The sequence below is a fragment of the Sphingobium sp. SA916 genome, assembly GCF_002894065.1.
Taxonomy (GTDB): Bacteria; Pseudomonadota; Alphaproteobacteria; order Sphingomonadales; family Sphingomonadaceae; genus Sphingobium; species Sphingobium fuliginis.
Window position 1 is genome coordinate 25,287 of the sequence record NZ_LXYF01000001.1, and the last position, 20,350, is coordinate 45,636.

Sequence of the window (20,350 nt, forward strand, 5' to 3'; positions counted from 1 at the left end):
CCCCCTTAACGGTCGCGGGCCGCCAGTTCCTTGTTGATGTAGAGCGCCACCATCGTCGCCACCGCGCCCGACAGCAGGTAGATGCCCGAGGCGGCCAGGCCGAATTTCACGGACAGCAACAGGGCCACCAGCGGCGCGAAGCCGGCGCCGACCAGCCAGGCCAGGTCCGACGTCAGGGCCGACCCGGTATAGCGCGCCTCCGTCGCGAAATTCGACGCGACGACGCCGGACGACTGGCCGAAAGCCAGCCCCAGCAGCATGAAGCCCAGGATCATGAAGGCGACCTCTCCCAGATCGCCGCCGTTCAGCAGCAGCGGCGCCATGATGCTGAAGATCGCGATGCCGAGCGCCGACCATGCCAGCAGGGAGCGGCGGCCGATCTGGTCCGCGATGAAGCCGGAAACGACGATGGCCAGCAGGCCCACGGACGCGCCGATCATCTCGATGATCAGGAAGCGTTCCAGCGGCTGGTTGGTGAACAGCGCGACCCAGCTCAGCGGGAACACGGTGACCATGTGGAACAGCGCGAAGCTCGCCAGCGGAGCGAAGGCGCCGATGATGATGTTGCGCCCTTCCGCCTTGACCGTCGGCAGGATTTCGGACGGCTGAAGGTCCTTCTGCTCGAACAGGCGTTCGAATTCATGCGTCACCACGATGCGCAGCCGGGCGAACAGCGCGACGACGTTGATCGCGAAGGCCACGAAGAAGGGATAGCGCCAGCCCCAGTCGAGGAAGTCCGCACGCGACAGCGTCAGCAGGAAGAAGGCGAACAGCCCGCTCGCCACCAGCAGGGCCAGCGGCGCGCCGAGTTGCGGCACCATGGCGTACCAGCCGCGCTGATGCTGCGGCGCGTTGAGCGACAGCAGCGACGCCAGCCCGTCCCATGTGCCGCCCAGCGCGATGCCCTGCGCCGCGCGCAAGATGATCAGGACTAACGCAGCATAATGGCCAATCGTCGCATAACCGGGCATGAAGGCGATTGACGCGGTCGAGCCGCCGAGCAGGAACAGCGCGACGGTCAGCTTCGTTCCGCGCCCGTAGCGGCGATCGATGGCCATGAAGATCAGCGAACCGATGGGCCGCGTGATGAAGGCGACGGCGAAGATCGCGAAGGAATAGAGCGTGCCGGTCAGGGCATCCACATAGGGGAACACAAGGCTCGGGAACACGATGACCGAGGCGATGGCGTAAACGAAGAAATCGAAAAATTCGGAGGTGCGACCAATGATCACACCAATGGAAATATCACCCGGCGCGATCTTGTGGTCCCGCGCATTGATCAGGCGCGCATCATCCTCCAGCGATCGGGAGGTGAAGGTCATGGCCTGTGAACTCATAGGCATCCGCTCCTTGGCTAAGCCACCGGAACCCTCTTCTGTTCTGCCGGCGGCCACGGATAGGCAACATAGCAGAAAACCCGCAGAGTCTAAGCAGTATCCCACCGCTGAAGCATTTTTTGCATCTGCGCACAATGGGACAAATTGCCCACTGTTCGACTCCCTGCGGAAGCGGTAGGCGGCCCCCATGCCACACCCCATCCCCCTCGACCGGACCCGGATTTTCCGCTGGTCCGCTCCGATTCTGGCGCTGCCGCTGACGGCCTGCGACTGGGTCGTGATGAACCCGTCGGGCGATATTGCGGTGCAGCAGCGCGACCTGATCCTGATCTCGACCGCGCTGATGCTCCTCATCGTCGTTCCCGTCATGGCGCTCGTCGTCTTCTTCGCCTGGCGCTACCGCGCGGCGAACAAGGCCGCGGACAAGGATTATGACCCGGACTGGGACCATTCCACCAAGCTGGAACTGCTGATCTGGTCCGCGCCGCTGCTGATCATCATCTGCCTTGGCGCGCTGACCTGGGTCAGCACGCACAAGCTCGATCCCTATCGGCCGCTCGACCGCATCGACGCCAGGACGGCGATCGATCCCAGGGTGAAGCCGCTGACGGTCGAGGTCGTGGCGCTCGACTGGAAATGGCTGTTCATCTATCCCGAACTGGGCATCGCGACGGTCAACGAGCTGGCGCTGCCGGTCAATGTGCCGGTGCGGTTCGACATCACCGCCTCCACCGTGATGAACAGCTTCTACGTGCCTGAACTCGCCGGTCAGATCTATGCCATGCCCGGCATGAAGACCCAGTTGCACGCCGTCGCCAACCGGCCGGTGGCGGGCACCGGCATTTCCGCCAACTATTCGGGCGCGGGCTTCACCCACATGCGCTTCGCCTACCGGGCGCTGGACAGGGCCGGGTTCGATGCCTGGGCAGCCGGGGTGAAGGCCAGCCGCGCCCATCTCGATCGCGACGTCTATCTGACCCTGGCCAAGCCCAGCGAAAAGGCGCCGGTCGCCTATTTCTCCGCCGTCGACCCCCAGCTGTTCGATGCCGTGGTCAATCTGTGCCCCCGGCCCGGCCAGCGCTGCATGGGCGAGCTGATGCACGTCAACATGATGGGCGGCGCGGGCAAGGAATCGGCGCGCGACACCAAAGGTCTGCGCTACGACTTCCCCGACAGCCATGTGATCGAACAGTCGGACCGGAACAGGGGGCAGGAGACTGCTCCCGACGCACCGGCCGCGGACGGCGCGAAGGGCGCCGCGCAGGCACCGGGCGATCACTCTTCCCACAGCGGCGCTGACGCGCACGCGCAGCATCGGTAAGGCCCATGACTGGCACAATGACAACCGCACAGATGATCTTCGGTCGTCTGACATGGGACAGCTTCCCATGGCATGAGCCCATCGTCGTCGCGACCTTCGTCGCGGTGGTGCTGGGCGGCGCCGCCCTTGTCGCGGCGCTCACCTGGTTCCGGCTCTGGGGCTATCTCTGGAAGGAATGGTTCACCAGCGTCGATCACAAGAAGATCGGCATCATGTACATGGTGCTGGGCCTCATCATGTTCCTGCGCGGATTTGCCGACGCGATCATGATGCGCATCCAGCAGGCCTGGGCCTTCAACGGTTCGGAAGGCTATCTGAACGCCCATCATTATGACCAGGTGTTCACCGCGCACGGGGTCATCATGATCTTCTTCGTGGCGATGCCGTTCATCACCGGCCTGATGAACTACATCGTGCCGCTCCAGATCGGGGCGCGCGACGTCAGCTTTCCCTTCCTCAACAATTTCTCCTTCTGGATGACGACGGGCGGCGCCGTGCTGGTCATGATGTCGCTGTTCCTGGGCGAGTTCGCGCAGACCGGCTGGCTTGCCTATCCGCCGCTGTCGGGCCTTGCCTACAGCCCGGCTACGGGCGTCGACTACTATATCTGGGCGTTGCAGGTGGCGGGCGTCGGCACGACATTATCCGGCATCAACCTGATCGCGACCATCGTGAAGATGCGCGCGCCGGGCATGTCGCTCATGAAGATGCCGGTGTTCACCTGGACCTCGCTCTGCGCGAACGTCCTGATCGTCGCCTCCTTCCCGATCCTGACCGCCACGCTCGTCCTGCTGTCGCTCGACCGCTATGCCGGCACCGCCTTCTTCACCAATGATTTCGGCGGCAATCCGATGATGTACGTCAACCTCATCTGGATCTGGGGCCATCCGGAGGTCTATATCCTCATCCTGCCGCTGTTCGGCGTCTTCTCCGAAGTGGTCTCCACCTTCTGCGGCAAGCGCCTGTTCGGCTACACCTCCATGGTCTATGCGACCTGCACCATCATGGTGCTGTCCTATCTGGTGTGGCTGCACCACTTCTTCACCATGGGTTCGGGCGCCAGCGTCAACAGCTTCTTCGGCATCACGACGATGATCATCTCGATCCCGACGGGCGCCAAGCTGTTCAACTGGCTGTTCACCATGTATCGCGGCAAGATCCGTTTCGAGCTGCCGATGATGTGGGCCGTCGCCTTCATGCTGACCTTCACGGTCGGCGGCATGACCGGCGTGCTGCTGGCGGTTCCGCCCGCGGACTTCGTGCTGCACAACTCGCTGTTCCTGATCGCCCATTTCCATAATGTGATCATCGGCGGCGTGCTGTTCGGCCTGTTCGCGGCGATCAACTACTGGTGGCCCAAGGCCTTCGGCTTCAGGCTGAACGTCTTCTGGGGCAAGGTCAGCTTCTGGTGCTGGAACATCGGCTTCTGGCTGGCTTTCGGTCCGCTCTACGTGCTCGGCCTGATGGGCGTCACGCGCCGCCTGCGGGTGCTGGACGATCCGTCGCTGCAACCCTGGTTCGTCATCGCGGCGATCGGCGCCGCCATCATCGCCATCGGCATCGGCGCCATGCTGATCCAGTTCGCGGTGTCCATCTGGAAGCGCGACGAGCTTCGCGATCCGACCGGCGACCCCTGGGACGGCCGTACCCTGGAATGGGCGACCAGCTCGCCCCCGCCAGAGTATAATTTCGCCTTCACCCCCGTGGTGTACGATGGCGACACCTGGGCGGACATGAAGAAGAACGGCTATCAGCGTCCGCTGAGCGGCTACAGGCCGATCCACATGCCGAGCAGCACGGGCGCGGGCGTGATCCTGGCCGGGCTGGCGACGCTGTGCGGCTTTGCGCTCATCTGGTACATCTGGTGGCTTGCGGGGCTGAGCTTCATCGGCATCGTCGCCGTCGCCATCGGCCACACCTTCAACTACAAGCGCGACTTCCACATCCCTGCGGAGGATGTGACGCGCACCGAGGAAGAGCGCACGCAAATCCTCGCGGCGGGAGTCTGACACGCATGAGCAGCGCAACTGCACATAGGGAACCCTGGGCCTATCACCTGCCCGAGGAGCCGCACCTCCACGAAGGCCACAGCACCATGCTGGGCTTCTGGATGTATCTGATGAGCGACTGTCTCATCTTCGCCATCCTCTTCGCCACCTATGCGGTGCTGGGCGGCAGCTATGCCGGCGGGCCGGGGCCAAAGGACCTGTTCGACCTGCCCCTCGTCGCGCTCAACACCGCGATGCTGCTCTTCTCCTCGATCACCTATGGCTTCGCCATGCTGGCGATGGAGAAGAACAGGGTCAGCGCCACGCAGGGCTGGCTGGTCGTCACGCTGCTGTTCGGCGGGGCGTTCCTGTTCATCGAACTCTACGAATTCGCGCACCTCATCCATGAAGGTGCGGGTCCGTGGCGTTCGGCGTTCCTGTCCTCCTTCTTCACGCTGGTCGGAACGCACGGGCTGCACGTCACCTTCGGTTCGATCTGGCTGGTCACGCTGATGGTGCAGGTCGCGAAGAAGGGCCTGATCCCCGCCAACAAGCGGCGGCTGATGTGCCTGTCGATGTTCTGGCACTTCCTGGACGTCATCTGGATCGGCGTCTTCACCTTTGTCTATCTGATGGGAGTGCTCCGGTGAGCGATGCCGTCCATCCGCACGGTGGCCACGACCACCATCATGACGATCATCATGACGCCCATTCGCACGGCAGCTTCGGCAGCTACATGATCGGTTTCGGCCTGTCGGTGATCCTGACGGCCATTCCCTTCTGGCTGGTGATGAGCGGCGCGCTGAACGACCCGCAACTGACGGGCATCGTCATCATGGGCTTCGCCGCGGTCCAGGTCGTCGTCCACATGATCTACTTCCTGCACATGAACACCCGCGTCGAAGGCGGCTGGTCGTTCATGGCGATGATGTTGACGGTGGTGCTGGTCGTCATCGTCCTGTCCGGTTCCCTGTGGGTCATGTATCATCTGAATGCGAACATGATGCCGCACGCGCAGATGGAGATGGACATGGGTCCGACCCAGGAAATGCGCGTCATGCACAATATGAGCGAGATGCCGTGACAACGGCCCAAGACGGGGAGCGCTCCCGGCGCTCCCCGGCCTTTCCGATCGGCCTGACGCTGATCGCCCTCTTCTTTTTTGCCGGATTTTGCGCACTGGGCGCCTGGCAGGTCCAGCGCCTCGCCTGGAAGCGCGACCTGATCGACCGCGTCGACGCGCGAATCCATGCCGCCCCCGTCCCCGCTCCCCGCATGGCCGCAAAGGCCGACGAATATCGGCGCGTCAGGATTTCGGGCCGTTTCCTCCATGACAAGGCCGCGCTGGTGCAGGCCGTCACGGTGCGCGGCGCCGGTTTCTGGGTGCTGACGCCGCTCGTCACCGATCGGGGCTTCACGGTCCTGGTCAATCGCGGCTTCGTGCCGCCCGACAGGCGACGGGACTATATGCGTCCTCCGGGCGAAGCGCGGATTTCGGGACTGCTGCGGCTCAGCGAACCGGGCGGCGGTTTCCTGCGCTCCAACGATCCGGCAAGCGACCGCTGGTTCTCCCGCGATGTGGCCGCCATCGCAGCAGCGCGCGGGATCGGGCGGCCGGTGGCCGATTATTTCATCGACGCCGATGCGGCGGCCGATCCCGGCGCCTTGCCTGTCGGCGGCCTCACCGTCGTCGCCTTTACGAACAATCATCTGCAATATGCGATCACATGGTTCGCGCTGGCGGCAATGGTCGCGGGCGCGTACATATTCGTGATGCGCCAGGAGCGGAAAGACCGCCGGGGATGAACCGGAACCTGCCGATCAGCACCCTCTGGCAACCCAGCCAGTGGCCTGCCGACGCTGCGGGCCGCAAGAATCTGGCGCTGCTGGTGCAGTTGCGCTGGCTGGCGATCGCGGGGCAGCTCATCACCATCCTCGCCGTGCATTTCATCATGGGCATCCGCCTGCCCATCGCCCCGATGCTGCTGATCGCGGGCATGGCGATATTGATGAACGGCCTCAGCTTCGGCGCGCTGCGCAAGCGGACCGACGTGTCCCATGCCGAACTGTTCCTGTCGCTGCTGTTCGACGTGCTGCTGCTGACGGCGCAGCTCTATCTTTCAGGGGGGGCGACCAATCCCTTCATCTCGCTCTATCTGGTGCAGGTGGCGCTGGGGGCGGTGCTGCTCGACCGGTGGAGCATCTGGGGCATCGTCTTCGTCTCCGCGCTCTGTGCGGGGCTGCTGGCGCTGCATTACCGGCCGCTGGACCTGAACGGCGCGCTGGAAGGCCATTTGTTCGACCTGCATATCGTCGGCACATGGATATGCCTTACCATGATCGCCGTGCTGCTGGTGCTGTTCGTGCTGCCGGTGACGCGCAACCTCCAGGCGCGGGACGCCTATCTCGCCCGGTTGCGTCAGCAGGCGGCGGAGGAGGAGCATATCGTCCGCATGGGCCTGTTGGCGTCGGGCGCGGCGCATGAACTGGGCACCCCCCTCTCCCAGCTTGCGGTGGTGCTGGGCGACTGGCGGCACATGCCGGAGATCACGGCCCACCCCCCGCTGGTCGAGGAAGTGGCGGAGATGCAGGCGGCGGTCCAGCGCTGCAAGGAGATCGTCACCGGCATCCTCCTGTCCTCCGGCGAGGCGCGGGGCGAGGCGCCGGAAGTGACCAATGTGCGCGATTTCATAGAGGGCATCGCCATGGAGTGGCGCAGGGCGAATCCCGGCATGCCGCTGCGCTGCGATTTCGGGCCGCATGACTATCCCCGCATCGTGGCCGATCCGGTGATCCGGCAGGCGATCGGCAATCTGCTCGACAATGCGCGGGAGGCGGGCGCGACCTATATCGACCTGCTGGCGGGGCGCGACAGCAGTTCGCTCAACATCGCGGTGCGCGACAATGGCAGCGGCTTTTCGGAGGCGATGCTGGAGGATTTCGGCAAGCCCTATCGATCGAGCAAGGGCAAGGAAGGCCATGGCCTGGGCCTGTTCCTTGTGGTCAATGTGGTGCGCAAGCTGGGCGGCAGCGTCAGCGCGAGCAACGGCGCGGACGGCGGGGCGCTGATCCTGCTGCGGCTGCCGCTGGGCACGGTGGCGCTGGAAGAGGAGACGGCCCCATGACTGAGCGCCTGCTGGTGATTGTCGAAGATGACGAGGCGTTCACCAGAACGCTCAAGCGCTCCTTCGAACGGCGCGGCTATACGGTGCTGGCGGCCGACAGCCATGCGGCGCTGGAAACGGTGCTGGCGGGCAGCAGGCCCGGCTTCGCCGTGGTCGACCTGAAGCTGGGCGCGGAATCCGGCCTCGTCTGCGTGCAGACATTGCATGCCCATGATCCGGCGATGGTGATCGTCGTCCTGACCGGCTTCGCCAGCATCGCGACGGCGGTGGAGGCGATCAAGCTCGGCGCGTCCAACTATCTCGCCAAGCCGTCCAACACCGACGACATAGAGGCGGCCTTCGCGCGTTCCGCCGGCGACCCTTCCACCCCCCTCGCGCCCCGCCCGACGTCGATCAAGACGCTGGAATGGGAACATATCCATGAAGTGCTGAAGGACAGCGACTTCAATATCTCCGAAGCGGCACGGCGATTGGGCATGCACCGGCGCACGCTGGCAAGGAAGCTGGCGAAGCGGCAGGTGGGTTGAAGAGGATATGGGGTGGATGGCGGTCGGCGCGGCCGTTGGCGACAGGAGTTGATGCCCGCCATGACCGGTTCTCGATTCGCCGGTCGCTACTGACCGGCTCGCGAGTGGCCCATCAGGAACGCGCCCGGGGCGAATTCGACATAGCCGTCACGATGTCAGGAAATCTGGAGCGGGTGAAGGGAATCGAACCCTCGTCGTAAGCTTGGGAAGCTTCTGCTCTGCCATTGAGCTACACCCGCCGGGGTGAAACGCGGCTTAGCCTTTGATCCCAATGCCGTCAACGAGGTCGCAGCGGAGAATTTCAGAGGTCGGCATAGGGCGCATCGCCATCGCGGGCCGGTATCGCGCCCCGGCGGCCGATATTCCAGCCGGCCAGGCGATGGCCCGCAAGCGCCGCCTCGCGCGCGGAACGACCGGCGAGGCGGGCATGGAGATAGCCGCCGTTGAACGCATCGCCAGCGCCGCTCGAATCGACGACGGAGAGCCTGGCGGGCGGCGCGACGATCTGCCCATCCACCAGACAGCCGTCGGCGCCCAGTTTCACCACGATCTCGCGGCCTTCGCCAGCGCCCCAGCGGCGGGCCGCATCCTCGGCATCGTCCGCCTCGCCCATTTCGACCTCATCGGCCAAAGTGGGCAGACCGATGTCGCTGAGCGCGATGGCACGGTCGCGCCAGTGGCGCGCGGTCGCGGCATCGGGCCAGAGCCGGGCGCGGTAATTGCCGTCGAACGCCACCTTGCCCCCCTTTGCGCGAACCGCCGCGCACAGGGCGAACAGCTTTTCGCGCGCCTCCCCGGACAATATCGCAAGCGTGATCAGGGAAAAATAGAGCAGTTCCGATCCAGCCGCTTCTTCCACCATGGCGGCGCTTTCCGGCAGGTCGAACATGCGCCTGGCGGCGGCCTCCCCCCGCCAATAATGGAAGCTGCGTTCGCCCTGCGCATCGGTCTCTATCGCGTAAAGGCCCGGCAGCTTTCCCTCGGCGGAGAGCAGCAGCGACGTGTCGACGCCCTCTGCTTCCCAGGCCGCGCGCAGTTCAGCGCTCATCGGATCGGCGCCGATCGCGCTCGCAAAGCGCACATGGTCGCCACAACGGGCGAGATGGATCGCCGTGTTGATGACGTCGCCGCCATAGCGCAGGTTCCAGCCCCCGCCCGATCCAACCTGGCCCGAACCAACCTGGCCCGAACCGACCCCGTCCGACGCGCGGCTCAGTTCCAGCATCGCTTCGCCCACGACGGTGATCCCTGCGGTCTTGCCCATATGCGTTCCGTCTTCCTGGCCATCCTTGCCGAAGGCGCCTCCTTGGCGCGGAGGGCACGGCGAAGTCAATGCCGCGCCCGGCCCGGCACGCCTGACAATCGCTTTCGCAAGCGGAACGTCCGGAACGCATGCGCGTTGTGGACGACGAACATGTCAATTCGACGGGAACCCCTCATGAGCACGGCGGCACCGGAAGGATCTGGAAACCGCTTCGAGCTGCTGGTCCAGAACGTCACCGACTATGCCATCTACATGCTCTCCGCCAACGGCATCGTCGTCAGTTGGAATGCCGGCGCGCGGCGCTTCAAGGGCTATGAGGCCGATGAGATCATCGGTGAGCATTTCTCCCGCTTCTACACGCCGGAGGATCAGGCGGCCGGCCTGCCCGCACTTGCGCTGGACACCGCCGAAAATGCCGGCCGGTTCGAGGCGGAGGGATGGCGCGTGCGCAAGGACGGCTCCCGCTTCTGGGCGCATGTGGTCATCGATCCCATCCGCGAACCCGGCGGCCAGCTTATCGGATTCGCCAAGGTCACCCGCGACCTGACCGAACGCCGCGCGGCGGAGGAGGAATTGCGCCGCAGCGAGGAACGGTTCCGCCTGCTGGTGCAGGGCGTGACCGACTATGCCATCTACATGCTCGACCCCATGGGGACGATCACGAGCTGGAATCCGGGGGCCGAACGCTTCAAGGGCTATACGACCGAAGAGATATTGGGCCAGAATTTCGCGCGCTTCTATTCGGAAGAAGACCGCATGGCCGGCCTGCCATCCCGGGCGCTGGACACGGCGGCGCGCGAAGGCCGGTTCGAGGCGGAGGGATGGCGCATCCGTAAGGACGGCTCCCGCTTCTGGGCGCATGTCATCATCGATACGATCCGCAGCGCAGCCGGCGAACTGATCGGCTTCGCCAAGATAACGCGCGACCTCACCGAACGGCGGGAGACGCAACTGGCGCTCGAAGAAGCGCGGGAGGCGGTGTTCCAGGCGCAGAAGATGGAGGCCATCGGCAAGCTGACGGGCGGTGTCGCCCATGATTTCAACAATCTGCTGGCCGTGATCGTCGGCAGTCTGGACCTGGCGCGGCAGCGGCTGGCGACCGGGGCGGACGTGTCCCGCTATATCGACAATGCGATGACGGCGGCGGAACGCGGGGCGACGCTGACGCAGCGCATGCTGGCCTTTGCGCGCAAGCAGGAACTGAAGTTGCGGAGCGTCGATTGCGTGGCGCTGGTGCGGGACATGGCCGACCTCCTGAAGACGACGCTGGGCAGCGGGATCGCCATCGAAACCCGCTTTCCCCTGCATCTGAGCGCCGCCCATGCCGATCCGGCCCAGCTTGAACTGGCGCTGCTCAATCTGGCGGTGAACGCCAGGGACGCCATGTCCGGCGACGGACGGATCATCATAGAAGGGGTGGAGGCCACTCTGCCCAAGGCGCAACGCCCCGGATTGGAGGGCGGCTCCTATGTGCGCCTGTCCGTCATCGATGAGGGCGAGGGCATGGACGCAGCGACGCTGGAGCGGGCGCGCGAACCCTTCTTCACGACAAAGGGCGTCGGCAAGGGCACGGGCCTTGGCCTGTCGATGGTGCACGGCTTTGCCGAACAATGCGGCGGTTCCCTGACCATCGTCAGCGAACCCGGCCAGGGAACCACGGTGTCGCTGTGGCTGCCGATGGCGCCCGCCGAACCGGCGGAGGTGGCCGTGGCCGACATTCCCGATGCCCTTGCCCTGGCGCTGACGGAGCCGCTGGTGATCCTGGCCGTCGACGATGACGATCTGGTGCTGACCAACACCGCGGGCATGCTGGAGGAACTGGGGCACACGGTATTCCAGGCGACGTCGGGACCGGATGCGCTGCGCATATTGGAACAGGGCAGCGTCGACCTGGTGATCAGCGACTATGCGATGCCGGGCATGACCGGCACGCAGCTGGCCGACGAGATCGAGCAAAGGCTGCCCGGCCTGCCGGTGGTCATCATCACGGGTTTTGCCGAACTGCCGCCGAACATGACGCAACGGCCCCGACTGGACAAGCCGTTCAAGCAGGCGGAACTGGCGCGCATCGTGACCGCGGTGGCGCAGGACCACCAGAAGCTCGTCAGGCTGGCCGCCCACTCGGACGATCTGTAGAGCGGCGATCTTTACCAAAGCTTGACCAAACAGGCGTAAAACAGGGATTTTCCTGTTCTCGCCCCTTGCATGCGCCGGGGAGTTCGCCAAAGAGACATGAACCTTGTCCCTCCCCTGTCCACCCGCTCGCAGGATCGCATGAACACGCAAGCCGCGCCGACTTCCCATTTCTACACGTCGCTACGGATGCGCCTGCACTATCTGGACTGGGGCAACAGCGCCGCGCCGACGCTGGTTCTGGTGCATGGCGGCTTCGACCATTCGCGGAGCTGGGACTGGACGGCACGTGCGCTGGCGAAGGATTATCACGTCGTCGCGCCCGACCTGCGCGGCCATGGCGACAGCGCCTGGTCGGCCGAGGGTTCCTACATGATGGCGAACTATGTCTACGACCTGGCGCAGTTGATCGAGCAACTGGGCCGGGAGCCGGTGATATTGGTCGGCCATTCGCTGGGCGGATCGATCACGCTGCGCTATGCCGGGCTGTTTCCGGAAAAGGTCGCCAGGATCGTCGCCATAGAGGGACTGGGCCTGTCGCCGGGCCGGATCGAGGAACAGGCGCAAAAGGCCGAGCCCGACCTATGGCTGCAATGGATCGAGAAGCGGCGGAACCGGGCGCGTCAGGCACGGCGGCATTATCCGACCCTGGAGGCAGCCGTGGCGCGCATGCGGGAACGCAACGACCATCTGTCGGTCGAACAGGCGATGCACCTCACCATCCACGGCGTCAATCGCAACGAGGATGGCAGCTATCGCTGGAAATTCGACCCCTATCTGCACGATGCGGCGCCCCAGGCCTGGTCGGACATGGACCTGCCGCAATTCTGGAAGCGGATCACATGTCCGACGCTGCTGTGCCTTGGGCTGGATAGCTGGGCGTCCAATCCGGTGAAGGATGGGCGCGCCGCGCATTTCCGGGATGCCCGGCTGGTCGAATTCGCGGATGCCGGTCATTGGCTGCACCATGACCAGTTCGACCGCTTCATCGCGGAACTGCGCGCCTTCCTGTGACCCGGCCATTCCGAATTTCAACCCTCACCCCGGCAAAGCCGGGATGAGGGTATGAAGGGCGCCGCCTGGAGCCAATCGACATTCAGATGATGACGAGCCGAGCCGAAGGCCACCGAAGGTAAAATGGTGGTTTTCCGTGACCCGGAGCGCAGCCTGGTCAAAATAGGTGAGCACCGGAAGCACGGAAAAGCGTCATTTGCAGGCCGTCAGGGCTGAATGTCGATGGGCTCTAGAGCAGATTCCGATCCGATTGCATCGGCTCGACTGCTCTAAGTTTTTGTTTTGTCGCGTTTTCCGATTCAGCAGATGATTCCATCTGCTTGGAAAACGCTCTAGGCTCCGAAGGCGGCGACGGCTGCCTGATATTCCGATTTCAGTTGCGCGATGAAGGTCGTGGCGGACTGAACCTTGCGGATCGCGCCGATCCCCTGACCCGCGCCCCAGACATCGCGCCACGCCTTCTTGTCGCCGCCCGCGTCGCTGGAGAAATCCATTTCCGACGCCTTGGGCAGCTTGTCGGCGTCCAGACCTGCCGCGGCGATGCTGGGGCGCAGATAATTGCCGAGCACGCCGGTGAAATAATCCGAATAGACGATGTCCGCCGCGCCGCTGTCGACGATCATCTGCTTATAGGCCGGTTCGGCATTGGCCTCCTCCGTCGCGATGAAGGGGGAACCCATATAGGCGAAGTCAGCCCCCATCATCCGCGCGGCCGCGATCGACCGGCCCGTGGCGATCGCGCCCGACAAGGCCAGCGGCCCGTCGAACCAGGCCCGGATTTCCTCCACCAGCGCGAAGGGCGACAGGGTGCCGGCATGCCCGCCCGCCCCCGCCGCGACGGCGATCAGGCCATCCGCGCCTTTCTCGATCGCCTTGCGCGCGAAGACATTGTTGATGACGTCGTGCAGCACGATGCCCCCATAGCTGTGCACCGCCCGGTTCACATCCTCCCGCGCGCCCAGCGACGTGATCACGATGGGCACGCGATATTTGACGCAGAGGGCGAGATCCTCCTCCAGCCGGCTGTTGGTCCTGTGCACGATCAGGTTGACCGCGAAGGGGGCGTCCCTGTCCGTCAGCGCCTCGTTCAATTGCTGGAGCCATTGTTCGAATACCCCGGACGGACGGGCATTGAGCGAGGGAAAGGAACCCACGATCCCGGCACGGCACTGGGCGATCACCAGCGCAGGCTGGGAGATGATGAACATCGGCGAACCGATCAACGGCAGGGACAAACGGCCTTCCAAAAATGCCGGCAAGCTCATGGGCGAAGCCTCTCCTTCATGATTTCCAGGACGGCGCTATCATTTACACGGGCGGCTAAAAAGGCGGAATCTTGGCGCTGTTGCCGGGAGAGCGGCATCTTCCGCAATGCCGTAGGGTCAAGAATGATCGCTCTTCTGATGATTATGGTCCTGCCGAACCGGAAGTCGCAGGTCTTCGCGGGAAGGGGTCAATAAGGGACGTCAGGCACATGATGCTCCCGCGAAGGCAGGAGCCATGGCGGGACCGCCAACGTCCGCTCCCTACCCGCCCATGCCCTGGCGGGGCGCGGGGGCGTCAATCCCCCACGATCTTGAGCAGCCGCCGTTCCACCGGCGCGAGTATCCCCTGCAGTTCCGCGCCACGCTTCAACACGTGCCCGGCCTCTCCGATCAGCGCCCACATGCCCTGGCGGTTGCGCAGGGAGGGGCGTTTTTCGATGCGGAATTCCGGCCGCTCGGCGGAGCGGCGGAAGGCGGAGAAGATCGCGGCTTCGCGGCCCAGGTCGATGGCATAGTCGCGCCAATGGCCCGCCGCGACCATGCGGCCGTAAAGATCCATGATCCGCTGGAGTTCGAGACGATCGAAACCGGTCTGACTGGCCGCCCCCCTTGCACCCTGGGCCGCTTGCGACGGGAACGGCGTCACGTTGCTCATCAGGCGCGGCCACGCTCCTTGACCAGGCGAACGTCATCCACGGGCGCACCGCCCCGTTCAGCAAGCAGTTCGGCCACGCGCTTCTGCAACTGGTCGATTTCAAGCTGGAGCAGTTCCAGCTTCTGCTTTTCCGGATCGACGCAGTCGGAGCATGGCGTGCCATAGGGCAGGAACTCGCGCTGATAGGCCGTCACGTCGACCAGCATGGGCCGCGCGGGAATGCCGACCATGGTCGCGCCTTCCTTCACATCCTTGGTCACCACGGCATTGGCGCCGATGCGGGCGCGGGCGCCGACGCGGACGGGGCCTAGAACCTGAGCGCCGGAACCGACGATCACGCCGTCTTCCAGCGTCGGGTGGCGCTTGCCCGCGATGCCGTTGGCGGGATCGGTCCCGCCCAGCGTCACGTTCTGATAGAGGGTGACGTCGTTCCCGATCTCCGCCGTCTCCCCGATCACGGTGAAGCCATGGTCGATGAAGAAGCGCTTGCCGATGCGGGCGCCGGGATGAATGTCGTTGCCGGTCAGGAATCGCGAAAAATGATTCACCGCACGGGCCAGGAAATAGAGCCGCGCGCGGTAGAGGCGGTGCGCCACGCGGTGGAAAGCCAGCGACCAGACGCCCGGATAGAGCAGGATTTCAGCGCGCGAGCGCGGGGCAGGGTCGCGTGATTTGACCGAGTCCAGATAAGCAATAAGATTGCGCAGCATGAAGCGCCCCTGATGAAACCGACCAGACGGTACATAAGCGCAAAAGGATGAATTTTCCAGATGGCGGGCTATTTCGGCTTCGCTCGATAAAACAGAAAGTTTCTTGGCGGCCCGTGATATACCAATCAAGGCGGTAGACAATCATAACAGGGACCAATGAATGATCGACATCTTTATCGCCCATTTCGGCGAAATCCTGCCTTTCATTCTCATCGGTTTCGGCGCCCAGATGATCGACGGCGCTTTGGGCATGGCCTATGGCGTCATTTCCAGCACGCTGCTTCTGGCGCTCGGCGTGCCGCCCAGCAGGGCATCGGCCAGCGTCCATGCGGCGGAAACCTTCACCACCGGGGTGTCGGCCATCAGCCACATCATCCATCGCAATGTCGACTGGCGCCTGTTCGCGCGCCTCATCATTCCGGGCGTGATCGGCGGGGTGGCGGGCGCCTATCTCCTGTCCAATGTGGACGGGGCGATGATCAAGCCGTTCGTCCAGGCCTATCTGACGGCCATCGGCATCTATCTGGTGTGGCGGGGCTTTCATTATCCGCCCCAGGCGCGCAATCCCAAATGGGTGGGGCCCCTGGGCCTGGTCGGCGGCTTCATGGACGCCACCGGCGGCGGCGGCTGGGGCCCCGTGGTGACGTCGAACCTGCTAATCCAGGGGTCCAGCCCCCGGCACACCATCGGCACGGTCAACAGCGTCGAATTCATCCTGACCACCTCCATCAGCATCACATTCCTGCTGCATCTGGGGTGGGAAACCTTCACCACCTACACGGTCGGCCTGTTGATCGGCGGCGTGATCGCGGCCCCGTTCGGCGCGATGCTGGCCCGGCACGTCTCGCCCCGGACGCTGTTCATCGCCGTGGGATCGATCCTGACCCTCACATCCTTGTTCGGCGTGGCCAAATGGCTTGGATATATCGGCTAAGACAATTATATTGGGCTTTCCAATCGAGGAAGGCGATCAATGTCGAGTTACATGCCGACGCTCAAGCAGCTGCAATATCTGGTGGCGCTAAAGGAGCATGGCCATTTCGGCAAGGCGGCGGATAGCTGCTTCGTCACCCAGTCGACGCTGTCGGCCGGCATTCGCGAGCTGGAATCGCTGATCGGCATCACGCTGGTCGAGCGGACGCGCCGCGTGGTGCGGTTCACCGCCCTGGGCGACCGCATCGTGGAAAAGGCGCACCGGGTGCTGCGCGAAGCCGAAGAACTGGCCGCCATTGCCGAAGCGTCGGGAAAGCCGCTGACCGGCGAACTGCGGATGAGCGTCATTCCCACCATCGCGCCCTTCCTGCTCCCTCGCCTGCTGCCCAGGTTGCGGGGCGAACGGCCGGAACTGAAGCTGTACCTGCGCGAGGAAACGACGCAGGCCGCCATCGAATCGCTGCGGCACGGCAATGTGGATTGCGTGCTGCTCGCCCTGCCCTTTCCCACCGGCGAGCTGGACAGCGAATTTCTGTTCCAGGACCGGCTTTATGTCGCCTTTCCCCGGGACGATCCGCGCGATCCGCCCGAATGGATCGCGCCGGAAATGATCGATGAAACCAAGCTGCTGCTGCTGGAGGACGGGCACTGCCTGAAGGATCACGCGCTGGCCGCGTGCAACCGGCCGGAAATCCGGGCGAGCGCCATGATGATGGGCACGTCGTTGCATACGCTGGTGCAGATGGTGGACAATGGCCTGGGCATGACGATCATGCCGGAAATGGCGATTGCGAGCGGCCTGCTCGACCATACGCAGATCACTGCCCGGCCGCTCCGGTCGGAACGGGCCCATCGCGACATCGCCCTGGTGTGGCGCAAGAACAGCCCGCGCGACAAGGAATTCCGGCTGCTGGCGGAATTGCTGCGCGACGCGGCGGACTTGCCGGAGGTCAGCGCGGCGGCTTAGGCTCAGGACCCATTGGCGGGCGATGGCTGGAGAGAAACATGCTGTTCCCGCGAAATCAGGAACAGGGCAGATTTTTGCTCAACGCTTCCAGCTCTCGGCCTTCGCATCATCCTCGACGCGGGCTTCGACCCATTCCGTCCGGTCCGCGAAATGTTCCTTCTTCCAGAAGGGCGCCCGGGATTTCAGCCAGTCGATGAGGAAGGCGCAAGCCTCCAGCGCGGCGGTGCGGTGGCGCGACGCCGTGCCGACGAACACGATGCGCTCGCCCGGTTCCAGCCGACCGAAGCGATGGATCACCCGAACCCCCAGCAGGGGCCAGCGGTCGCTCGCCTCCGCGACGATGCGTTCGACCTGCGCCATCGTCATCGCCGGATAATGTTCCAGTTCGAGCGCGACCAACCCGCCTTCCCCCCGAACGATGCCGGTGAAGCTGGCTACGCCGCCGCCGCCGCTGGCCTCCAACGCGGCCAGTTCCACCGCCGGATCGAAATCCTCGGCCTGGATGGAGACGCGGTTCATCCGCCCGTGACCGGCGGGAAGATCGCCAGTTCCTTCGCGTCCCCGATCGGGCTGTCCATCGGCACGAAATGCTGGTCCAGCGCCGCGCGCAGCCTGTCCGGCCGGGCGAACGCCTCGGCATAACCGCCGCCCCGCGCGGCCAGCGCGGCGATCAACGTGGCGACGGTGGCATCGGCGGCAGGCCGCTCCACCCGCTCCTCATCCCGGCCGATGGCCTCCCGGACCCAGGCGAAATAGACGAGCGTGAGGTCGGCCATGGTTCAATCCATATGCTTGATGCCGACGCGCAGATAGTCCCAGCCCGTGACCAGCGTCAGTATCGCCGCCGCCCAGAGCGTGGCGATGCCGACCAGTTGCACGAACGGAAATTGCGGTACGGCGCCGGCGAGAATCAGCGCGCCCAGCGCGATGAGCTGGAAGGTCGTCTTCCATTTGGCGAGGCGCGACACCGGCACGGAAACCTGGAGCCCGGCCAGGAATTCGCGCAGGCCCGAAACCGCGATCTCGCGCAGCAGGATGATCATCGCGGCGGCGATATGGATGCCCGAAATGTCGCGCGTGGCCGACAGCATCAGGATCACCGCCCCCACCATGATCTTGTCCGCTATGGGATCGAGGAAGATGCCCAGTTTCGATACGGCGCCCTGAGCGCGGGCGAGGTAGCCGTCGAAATAATCGGTGATCCCCATCAGGCAATATAGCGCGAAGGCCAGCATATAGCCGGTCGTCCAGCGCGCGCCGATCTCCGCCGGCCACAACAGGGCGACCAGCAGCGGCACGGTCAGGATGCGCGAAAGCGTCAGCAGATTGGGCAGCGTCAGCATGGCGGCGGACTGCCACAGTCGGGGCCGGCGCACAAGCGGATGCGCAACATGGGAGAGGACGGACGGCAAGGTTTCGCGCAGAGGGGTTGTGCTGACCCGTCTTCTATCGCTAGACCCCGCCACGCTCATCCACAGCGAAGAAGACCCCCTCGCCCATGCAAGCCTCTCTAAGGCTCCTCAACAAGCGACGTTTTCTGCCGCTTTTCATCACTCAGCTCCTTGGCGCCTTCAACGACAATCTGTTCAAGAACGCGATGGTGCTGTTCGTCGTCTATACCGTCTATAATGACGAGAAGTCGGAAACCTGGTTCAGCGCGCTGGCGACCGGCGTCTTCATCCTGCCCTTCTTCCTGATGTCCGCCCTGTCGGGCCAGCTGGCCGACCAGCGGGACAAGGCGGCGATCATCCGCATCGTCAAGGCCGCCGAAATCGTCATCATGGCGGTCGGCGCGGCCGGGCTGGCGCTGATCTGGAGCGGGATCGCGGTCCATCTGCTCGCCATTCCACTGCTGCTGGTCGCGCTGTTCGCCATGGGGGTGCATTCGACCTTCTTCGGGCCGATCAAATATGCGATCCTTCCCCAGCACCTGCATGACGAGGAAGTGCTGGGCGGAACCGGCCTGGTCGAGGCCGGAACCTATATCGCCATCCTTGCCGGGACCATATTGGCCGGGATCATCCCCGTGCAGGCGGCGGCGGTCTGCATCATCCTGACGGCGGTGATAGGCTGGCTGGCGGGGCGCAACGTGCCCACCGCGCCGTCGCTGCTGGAGCGGCAACCGATCGATTTCCACATCATCCGATCCTCGATCGCGCTGGTGCGGGGAACGATGCACATCCGGCGGCTCTACCTCGCCATCATGGCGATCAGCTTTTTCTGGGCGGTCGGCACGGTGCTGTTCATCCAGTTCCCGCCGCTGGTCAAGAATGTGCTGAGCGCCGACAAATCCGTCGCCAGCCTGTTCCTGGGCATTTTTTCCATCGGCATCGCCATCGGGTCGGTGGCGATCAACCGGTTGCTGAGCGGCCATGTGTCGGCCCGATATGCGCCCGCCTCCGTCATCGGCATGGGGATCAGCATCGTCGCCTTCCACATCGTTTGCGACCTCTGGATGGCGGGATCGGATGGAAAGATGCTCTCGCTGGCGGGATTCCTCTATCACCCGCTGGCGATCCCGCTGTCGCTCTGCCTGCTCTGCGTGGCGACCTTCGGCGGGATGTTCGTGGTGCCGCTCTACGCCTTCCTCACCACGACGGTCGAGAAGTGCGAGGCGGCACGCACCGTCGCGGCGAACAATATCGTCAATTCAGGGGCGATGGTGCTGGGATCGCTGCTGACCATCAGCCTCAGCATCGCGGGCCTTTCCGTGGTGAACCAGTTGCTGCTGGTGGCGGCGCTGTGCCTGCCCTGCGCGTGGATCGCCTGGACGCTGCACAAGGCATGCGATTGACGGTGCGTGGCTGATAAGAAGCGATTAAAAGATAAAGCTGTAGAAGGCCGTGAAGAAGGCACCGAAGCTCAGCACAAACAGTTTCCAGTCATTGTCGTCGGAAACCGGCGGGCGTTCGCGCGCGGCGGGGGCCGGTTCGACGACGCGCAGGACATGGCGCGGCAACCGCTGGCGAAACGGATGGCGCGCCGACTCGCTCGTCAGGACTAGAGGTCTGCTTCTCATGACGCACAGGTTAAGAGATTCTTTACCTTTTGGAATATCGCGATTTAAAGTTAACCCCCGATTGTCCCGGGACGGGACACGCTTGACCGGTG

The 20,350-nt window shown here is 64.3% G+C and carries 21 protein-coding genes and 1 tRNA gene; 12 read left to right on the forward strand and 10 right to left on the reverse strand.

Going from position 1 to position 20,350, the window contains the following annotated elements; genetic code table 11:
* Nucleotides 1-5: 5 nt before the first annotated feature.
* Nucleotides 6-1,337: an MFS transporter gene (locus A8G00_RS00125; protein WP_025551285.1), complete on the reverse strand. Its 1,332-nt coding sequence runs from the start codon at nucleotides 1,335-1,337 to the stop codon at nucleotides 6-8.
* Between the two features lie 187 nt (nucleotides 1,338-1,524).
* On the opposite strand from A8G00_RS00125, the gene cyoA reads away from it, so the two are divergent.
* The 7 genes from cyoA to A8G00_RS00160 are packed head-to-tail and all read left to right on the forward strand — an operon-like array spanning nucleotide 1,525 to nucleotide 8,298.
* Nucleotides 1,525-2,658 carry a ubiquinol oxidase subunit II gene (gene cyoA / locus A8G00_RS00130; protein ID WP_102999660.1) on the forward strand — a complete coding sequence of 378 codons (1,134 nt, stop codon included), beginning with the start codon at nucleotides 1,525-1,527 and terminating at the stop codon, nucleotides 2,656-2,658.
* A gap of 5 nt (nucleotides 2,659-2,663) precedes the next feature.
* The gene (gene cyoB, locus A8G00_RS00135; protein ID WP_102999661.1) at nucleotides 2,664-4,667 is read left to right on the forward strand and encodes a cytochrome o ubiquinol oxidase subunit I; all 2,004 of its coding nucleotides are present in this window, start codon (nucleotides 2,664-2,666) and stop codon (nucleotides 4,665-4,667) included.
* 5 nt (nucleotides 4,668-4,672) lie between these two features.
* Nucleotides 4,673-5,296 carry a cytochrome o ubiquinol oxidase subunit III gene (cyoC, locus tag A8G00_RS00140; RefSeq protein WP_102999662.1) on the forward strand — a complete coding sequence of 208 codons (624 nt, stop codon included), beginning with the start codon at nucleotides 4,673-4,675 and terminating at the stop codon, nucleotides 5,294-5,296.
* Nucleotides 5,293-5,730, forward strand: a complete 438-nt coding sequence (gene cyoD / locus A8G00_RS00145) for a cytochrome o ubiquinol oxidase subunit IV (protein ID WP_025551292.1) — start codon at nucleotides 5,293-5,295, stop codon at nucleotides 5,728-5,730. The genes cyoC and cyoD overlap by 4 nt, the downstream gene beginning before the upstream one ends.
* Nucleotides 5,727-6,452, forward strand: a complete 726-nt coding sequence (locus tag A8G00_RS00150) for an SURF1 family protein (RefSeq protein WP_102999663.1) — start codon at nucleotides 5,727-5,729, stop codon at nucleotides 6,450-6,452. The genes cyoD and A8G00_RS00150 overlap by 4 nt, the downstream gene beginning before the upstream one ends.
* Nucleotides 6,449-7,771 (forward strand): ATP-binding protein, encoded by a 1,323-nt coding sequence (locus A8G00_RS00155; protein ID WP_025551295.1) that lies wholly within the window; start codon nucleotides 6,449-6,451, stop codon nucleotides 7,769-7,771. The genes A8G00_RS00150 and A8G00_RS00155 overlap by 4 nt, the downstream gene beginning before the upstream one ends.
* Nucleotides 7,768-8,298, forward strand: coding sequence for a response regulator transcription factor (locus A8G00_RS00160; protein ID WP_102999664.1), 531 nt, complete (start codon nucleotides 7,768-7,770; stop codon nucleotides 8,296-8,298). The genes A8G00_RS00155 and A8G00_RS00160 overlap by 4 nt, the downstream gene beginning before the upstream one ends.
* Before the next feature lie 165 nt (nucleotides 8,299-8,463).
* Here A8G00_RS00160 and A8G00_RS00165 read toward each other — a convergent pair.
* A tRNA-Gly gene (locus tag A8G00_RS00165) sits at nucleotides 8,464-8,537 on the reverse strand.
* Between the two features lie 62 nt (nucleotides 8,538-8,599).
* The gene (locus A8G00_RS00170) at nucleotides 8,600-9,562 is read right to left on the reverse strand and encodes a sugar kinase (protein ID WP_102999665.1); all 963 of its coding nucleotides are present in this window, start codon (nucleotides 9,560-9,562) and stop codon (nucleotides 8,600-8,602) included.
* Between the two features lie 174 nt (nucleotides 9,563-9,736).
* On the opposite strand from A8G00_RS00170, the gene A8G00_RS00175 reads away from it, so the two are divergent.
* Nucleotides 9,737-11,698 (forward strand): PAS domain-containing sensor histidine kinase, encoded by a 1,962-nt coding sequence (locus A8G00_RS00175; protein WP_102999666.1) that lies wholly within the window; start codon nucleotides 9,737-9,739, stop codon nucleotides 11,696-11,698.
* Between the two features lie 138 nt (nucleotides 11,699-11,836).
* Nucleotides 11,837-12,709 (forward strand): alpha/beta fold hydrolase, encoded by an 873-nt coding sequence (locus tag A8G00_RS00180; RefSeq protein ID WP_102999667.1) that lies wholly within the window; start codon nucleotides 11,837-11,839, stop codon nucleotides 12,707-12,709.
* Nucleotides 12,710-13,041: 332 nt separating this feature from the next.
* Here A8G00_RS00180 and A8G00_RS00185 read toward each other — a convergent pair whose 3' ends face one another.
* The 3 genes from A8G00_RS00185 to epsC form a co-directional block, all read right to left on the reverse strand.
* Nucleotides 13,042-13,974, reverse strand: coding sequence for a nitronate monooxygenase family protein (locus A8G00_RS00185; protein WP_044662490.1), 933 nt, complete (start codon nucleotides 13,972-13,974; stop codon nucleotides 13,042-13,044).
* A 295-nt stretch (nucleotides 13,975-14,269) separates the two neighbouring features.
* Nucleotides 14,270-14,629: a DUF2794 domain-containing protein gene (locus A8G00_RS00190; protein WP_044662491.1), complete on the reverse strand. Its 360-nt coding sequence runs from the start codon at nucleotides 14,627-14,629 to the stop codon at nucleotides 14,270-14,272.
* Nucleotides 14,629-15,339: a serine O-acetyltransferase EpsC gene (gene epsC, locus A8G00_RS00195; RefSeq protein ID WP_044662492.1), complete on the reverse strand. Its 711-nt coding sequence runs from the start codon at nucleotides 15,337-15,339 to the stop codon at nucleotides 14,629-14,631. Before epsC ends, A8G00_RS00190 begins: the two co-directional genes overlap by 1 nt.
* A gap of 160 nt (nucleotides 15,340-15,499) precedes the next feature.
* Here epsC and A8G00_RS00200 point away from each other — a divergent pair, with 160 nt between their 5' ends.
* Nucleotides 15,500-16,273: a sulfite exporter TauE/SafE family protein gene (locus tag A8G00_RS00200; RefSeq protein ID WP_044662493.1), complete on the forward strand. Its 774-nt coding sequence runs from the start codon at nucleotides 15,500-15,502 to the stop codon at nucleotides 16,271-16,273.
* A 39-nt stretch (nucleotides 16,274-16,312) separates the two neighbouring features.
* Nucleotides 16,313-17,239, forward strand: coding sequence for a hydrogen peroxide-inducible genes activator (locus tag A8G00_RS00205; protein WP_025550038.1), 927 nt, complete (start codon nucleotides 16,313-16,315; stop codon nucleotides 17,237-17,239).
* A 78-nt stretch (nucleotides 17,240-17,317) separates the two neighbouring features.
* On the opposite strand, the gene A8G00_RS00210 is transcribed toward A8G00_RS00205, so the two are convergent.
* From A8G00_RS00210 to pgsA, 3 genes are read right to left on the reverse strand one after another with little or no spacing between them, the layout of a single operon-like run.
* Nucleotides 17,318-17,758 (reverse strand): molybdenum cofactor biosynthesis protein MoaE, encoded by a 441-nt coding sequence (locus tag A8G00_RS00210; protein ID WP_044662494.1) that lies wholly within the window; start codon nucleotides 17,756-17,758, stop codon nucleotides 17,318-17,320.
* Nucleotides 17,755-18,015, reverse strand: coding sequence for a molybdopterin converting factor subunit 1 (moaD, locus tag A8G00_RS00215; RefSeq protein WP_044662495.1), 261 nt, complete (start codon nucleotides 18,013-18,015; stop codon nucleotides 17,755-17,757). Before moaD ends, A8G00_RS00210 begins: the two co-directional genes overlap by 4 nt.
* Nucleotides 18,016-18,018: 3 nt before the next feature.
* Complete coding sequence (pgsA, locus tag A8G00_RS00220; protein ID WP_025550041.1) at nucleotides 18,019-18,582, reverse strand: CDP-diacylglycerol--glycerol-3-phosphate 3-phosphatidyltransferase; 564 nt, start codon at nucleotides 18,580-18,582, stop codon at nucleotides 18,019-18,021.
* A 155-nt stretch (nucleotides 18,583-18,737) separates the two neighbouring features.
* Here pgsA and A8G00_RS00225 point away from each other — a divergent pair, with 155 nt between their 5' ends.
* Nucleotides 18,738-20,033 carry an MFS transporter gene (locus tag A8G00_RS00225; RefSeq protein ID WP_102999668.1) on the forward strand — a complete coding sequence of 432 codons (1,296 nt, stop codon included), beginning with the start codon at nucleotides 18,738-18,740 and terminating at the stop codon, nucleotides 20,031-20,033.
* Nucleotides 20,034-20,057: 24 nt separating this feature from the next.
* Here A8G00_RS00225 and A8G00_RS00230 read toward each other — a convergent pair whose 3' ends face one another.
* Nucleotides 20,058-20,258: a hypothetical protein gene (locus A8G00_RS00230; protein WP_025550043.1), complete on the reverse strand. Its 201-nt coding sequence runs from the start codon at nucleotides 20,256-20,258 to the stop codon at nucleotides 20,058-20,060.
* Between the last annotated feature and the right edge of the window lie 92 nt (nucleotides 20,259-20,350).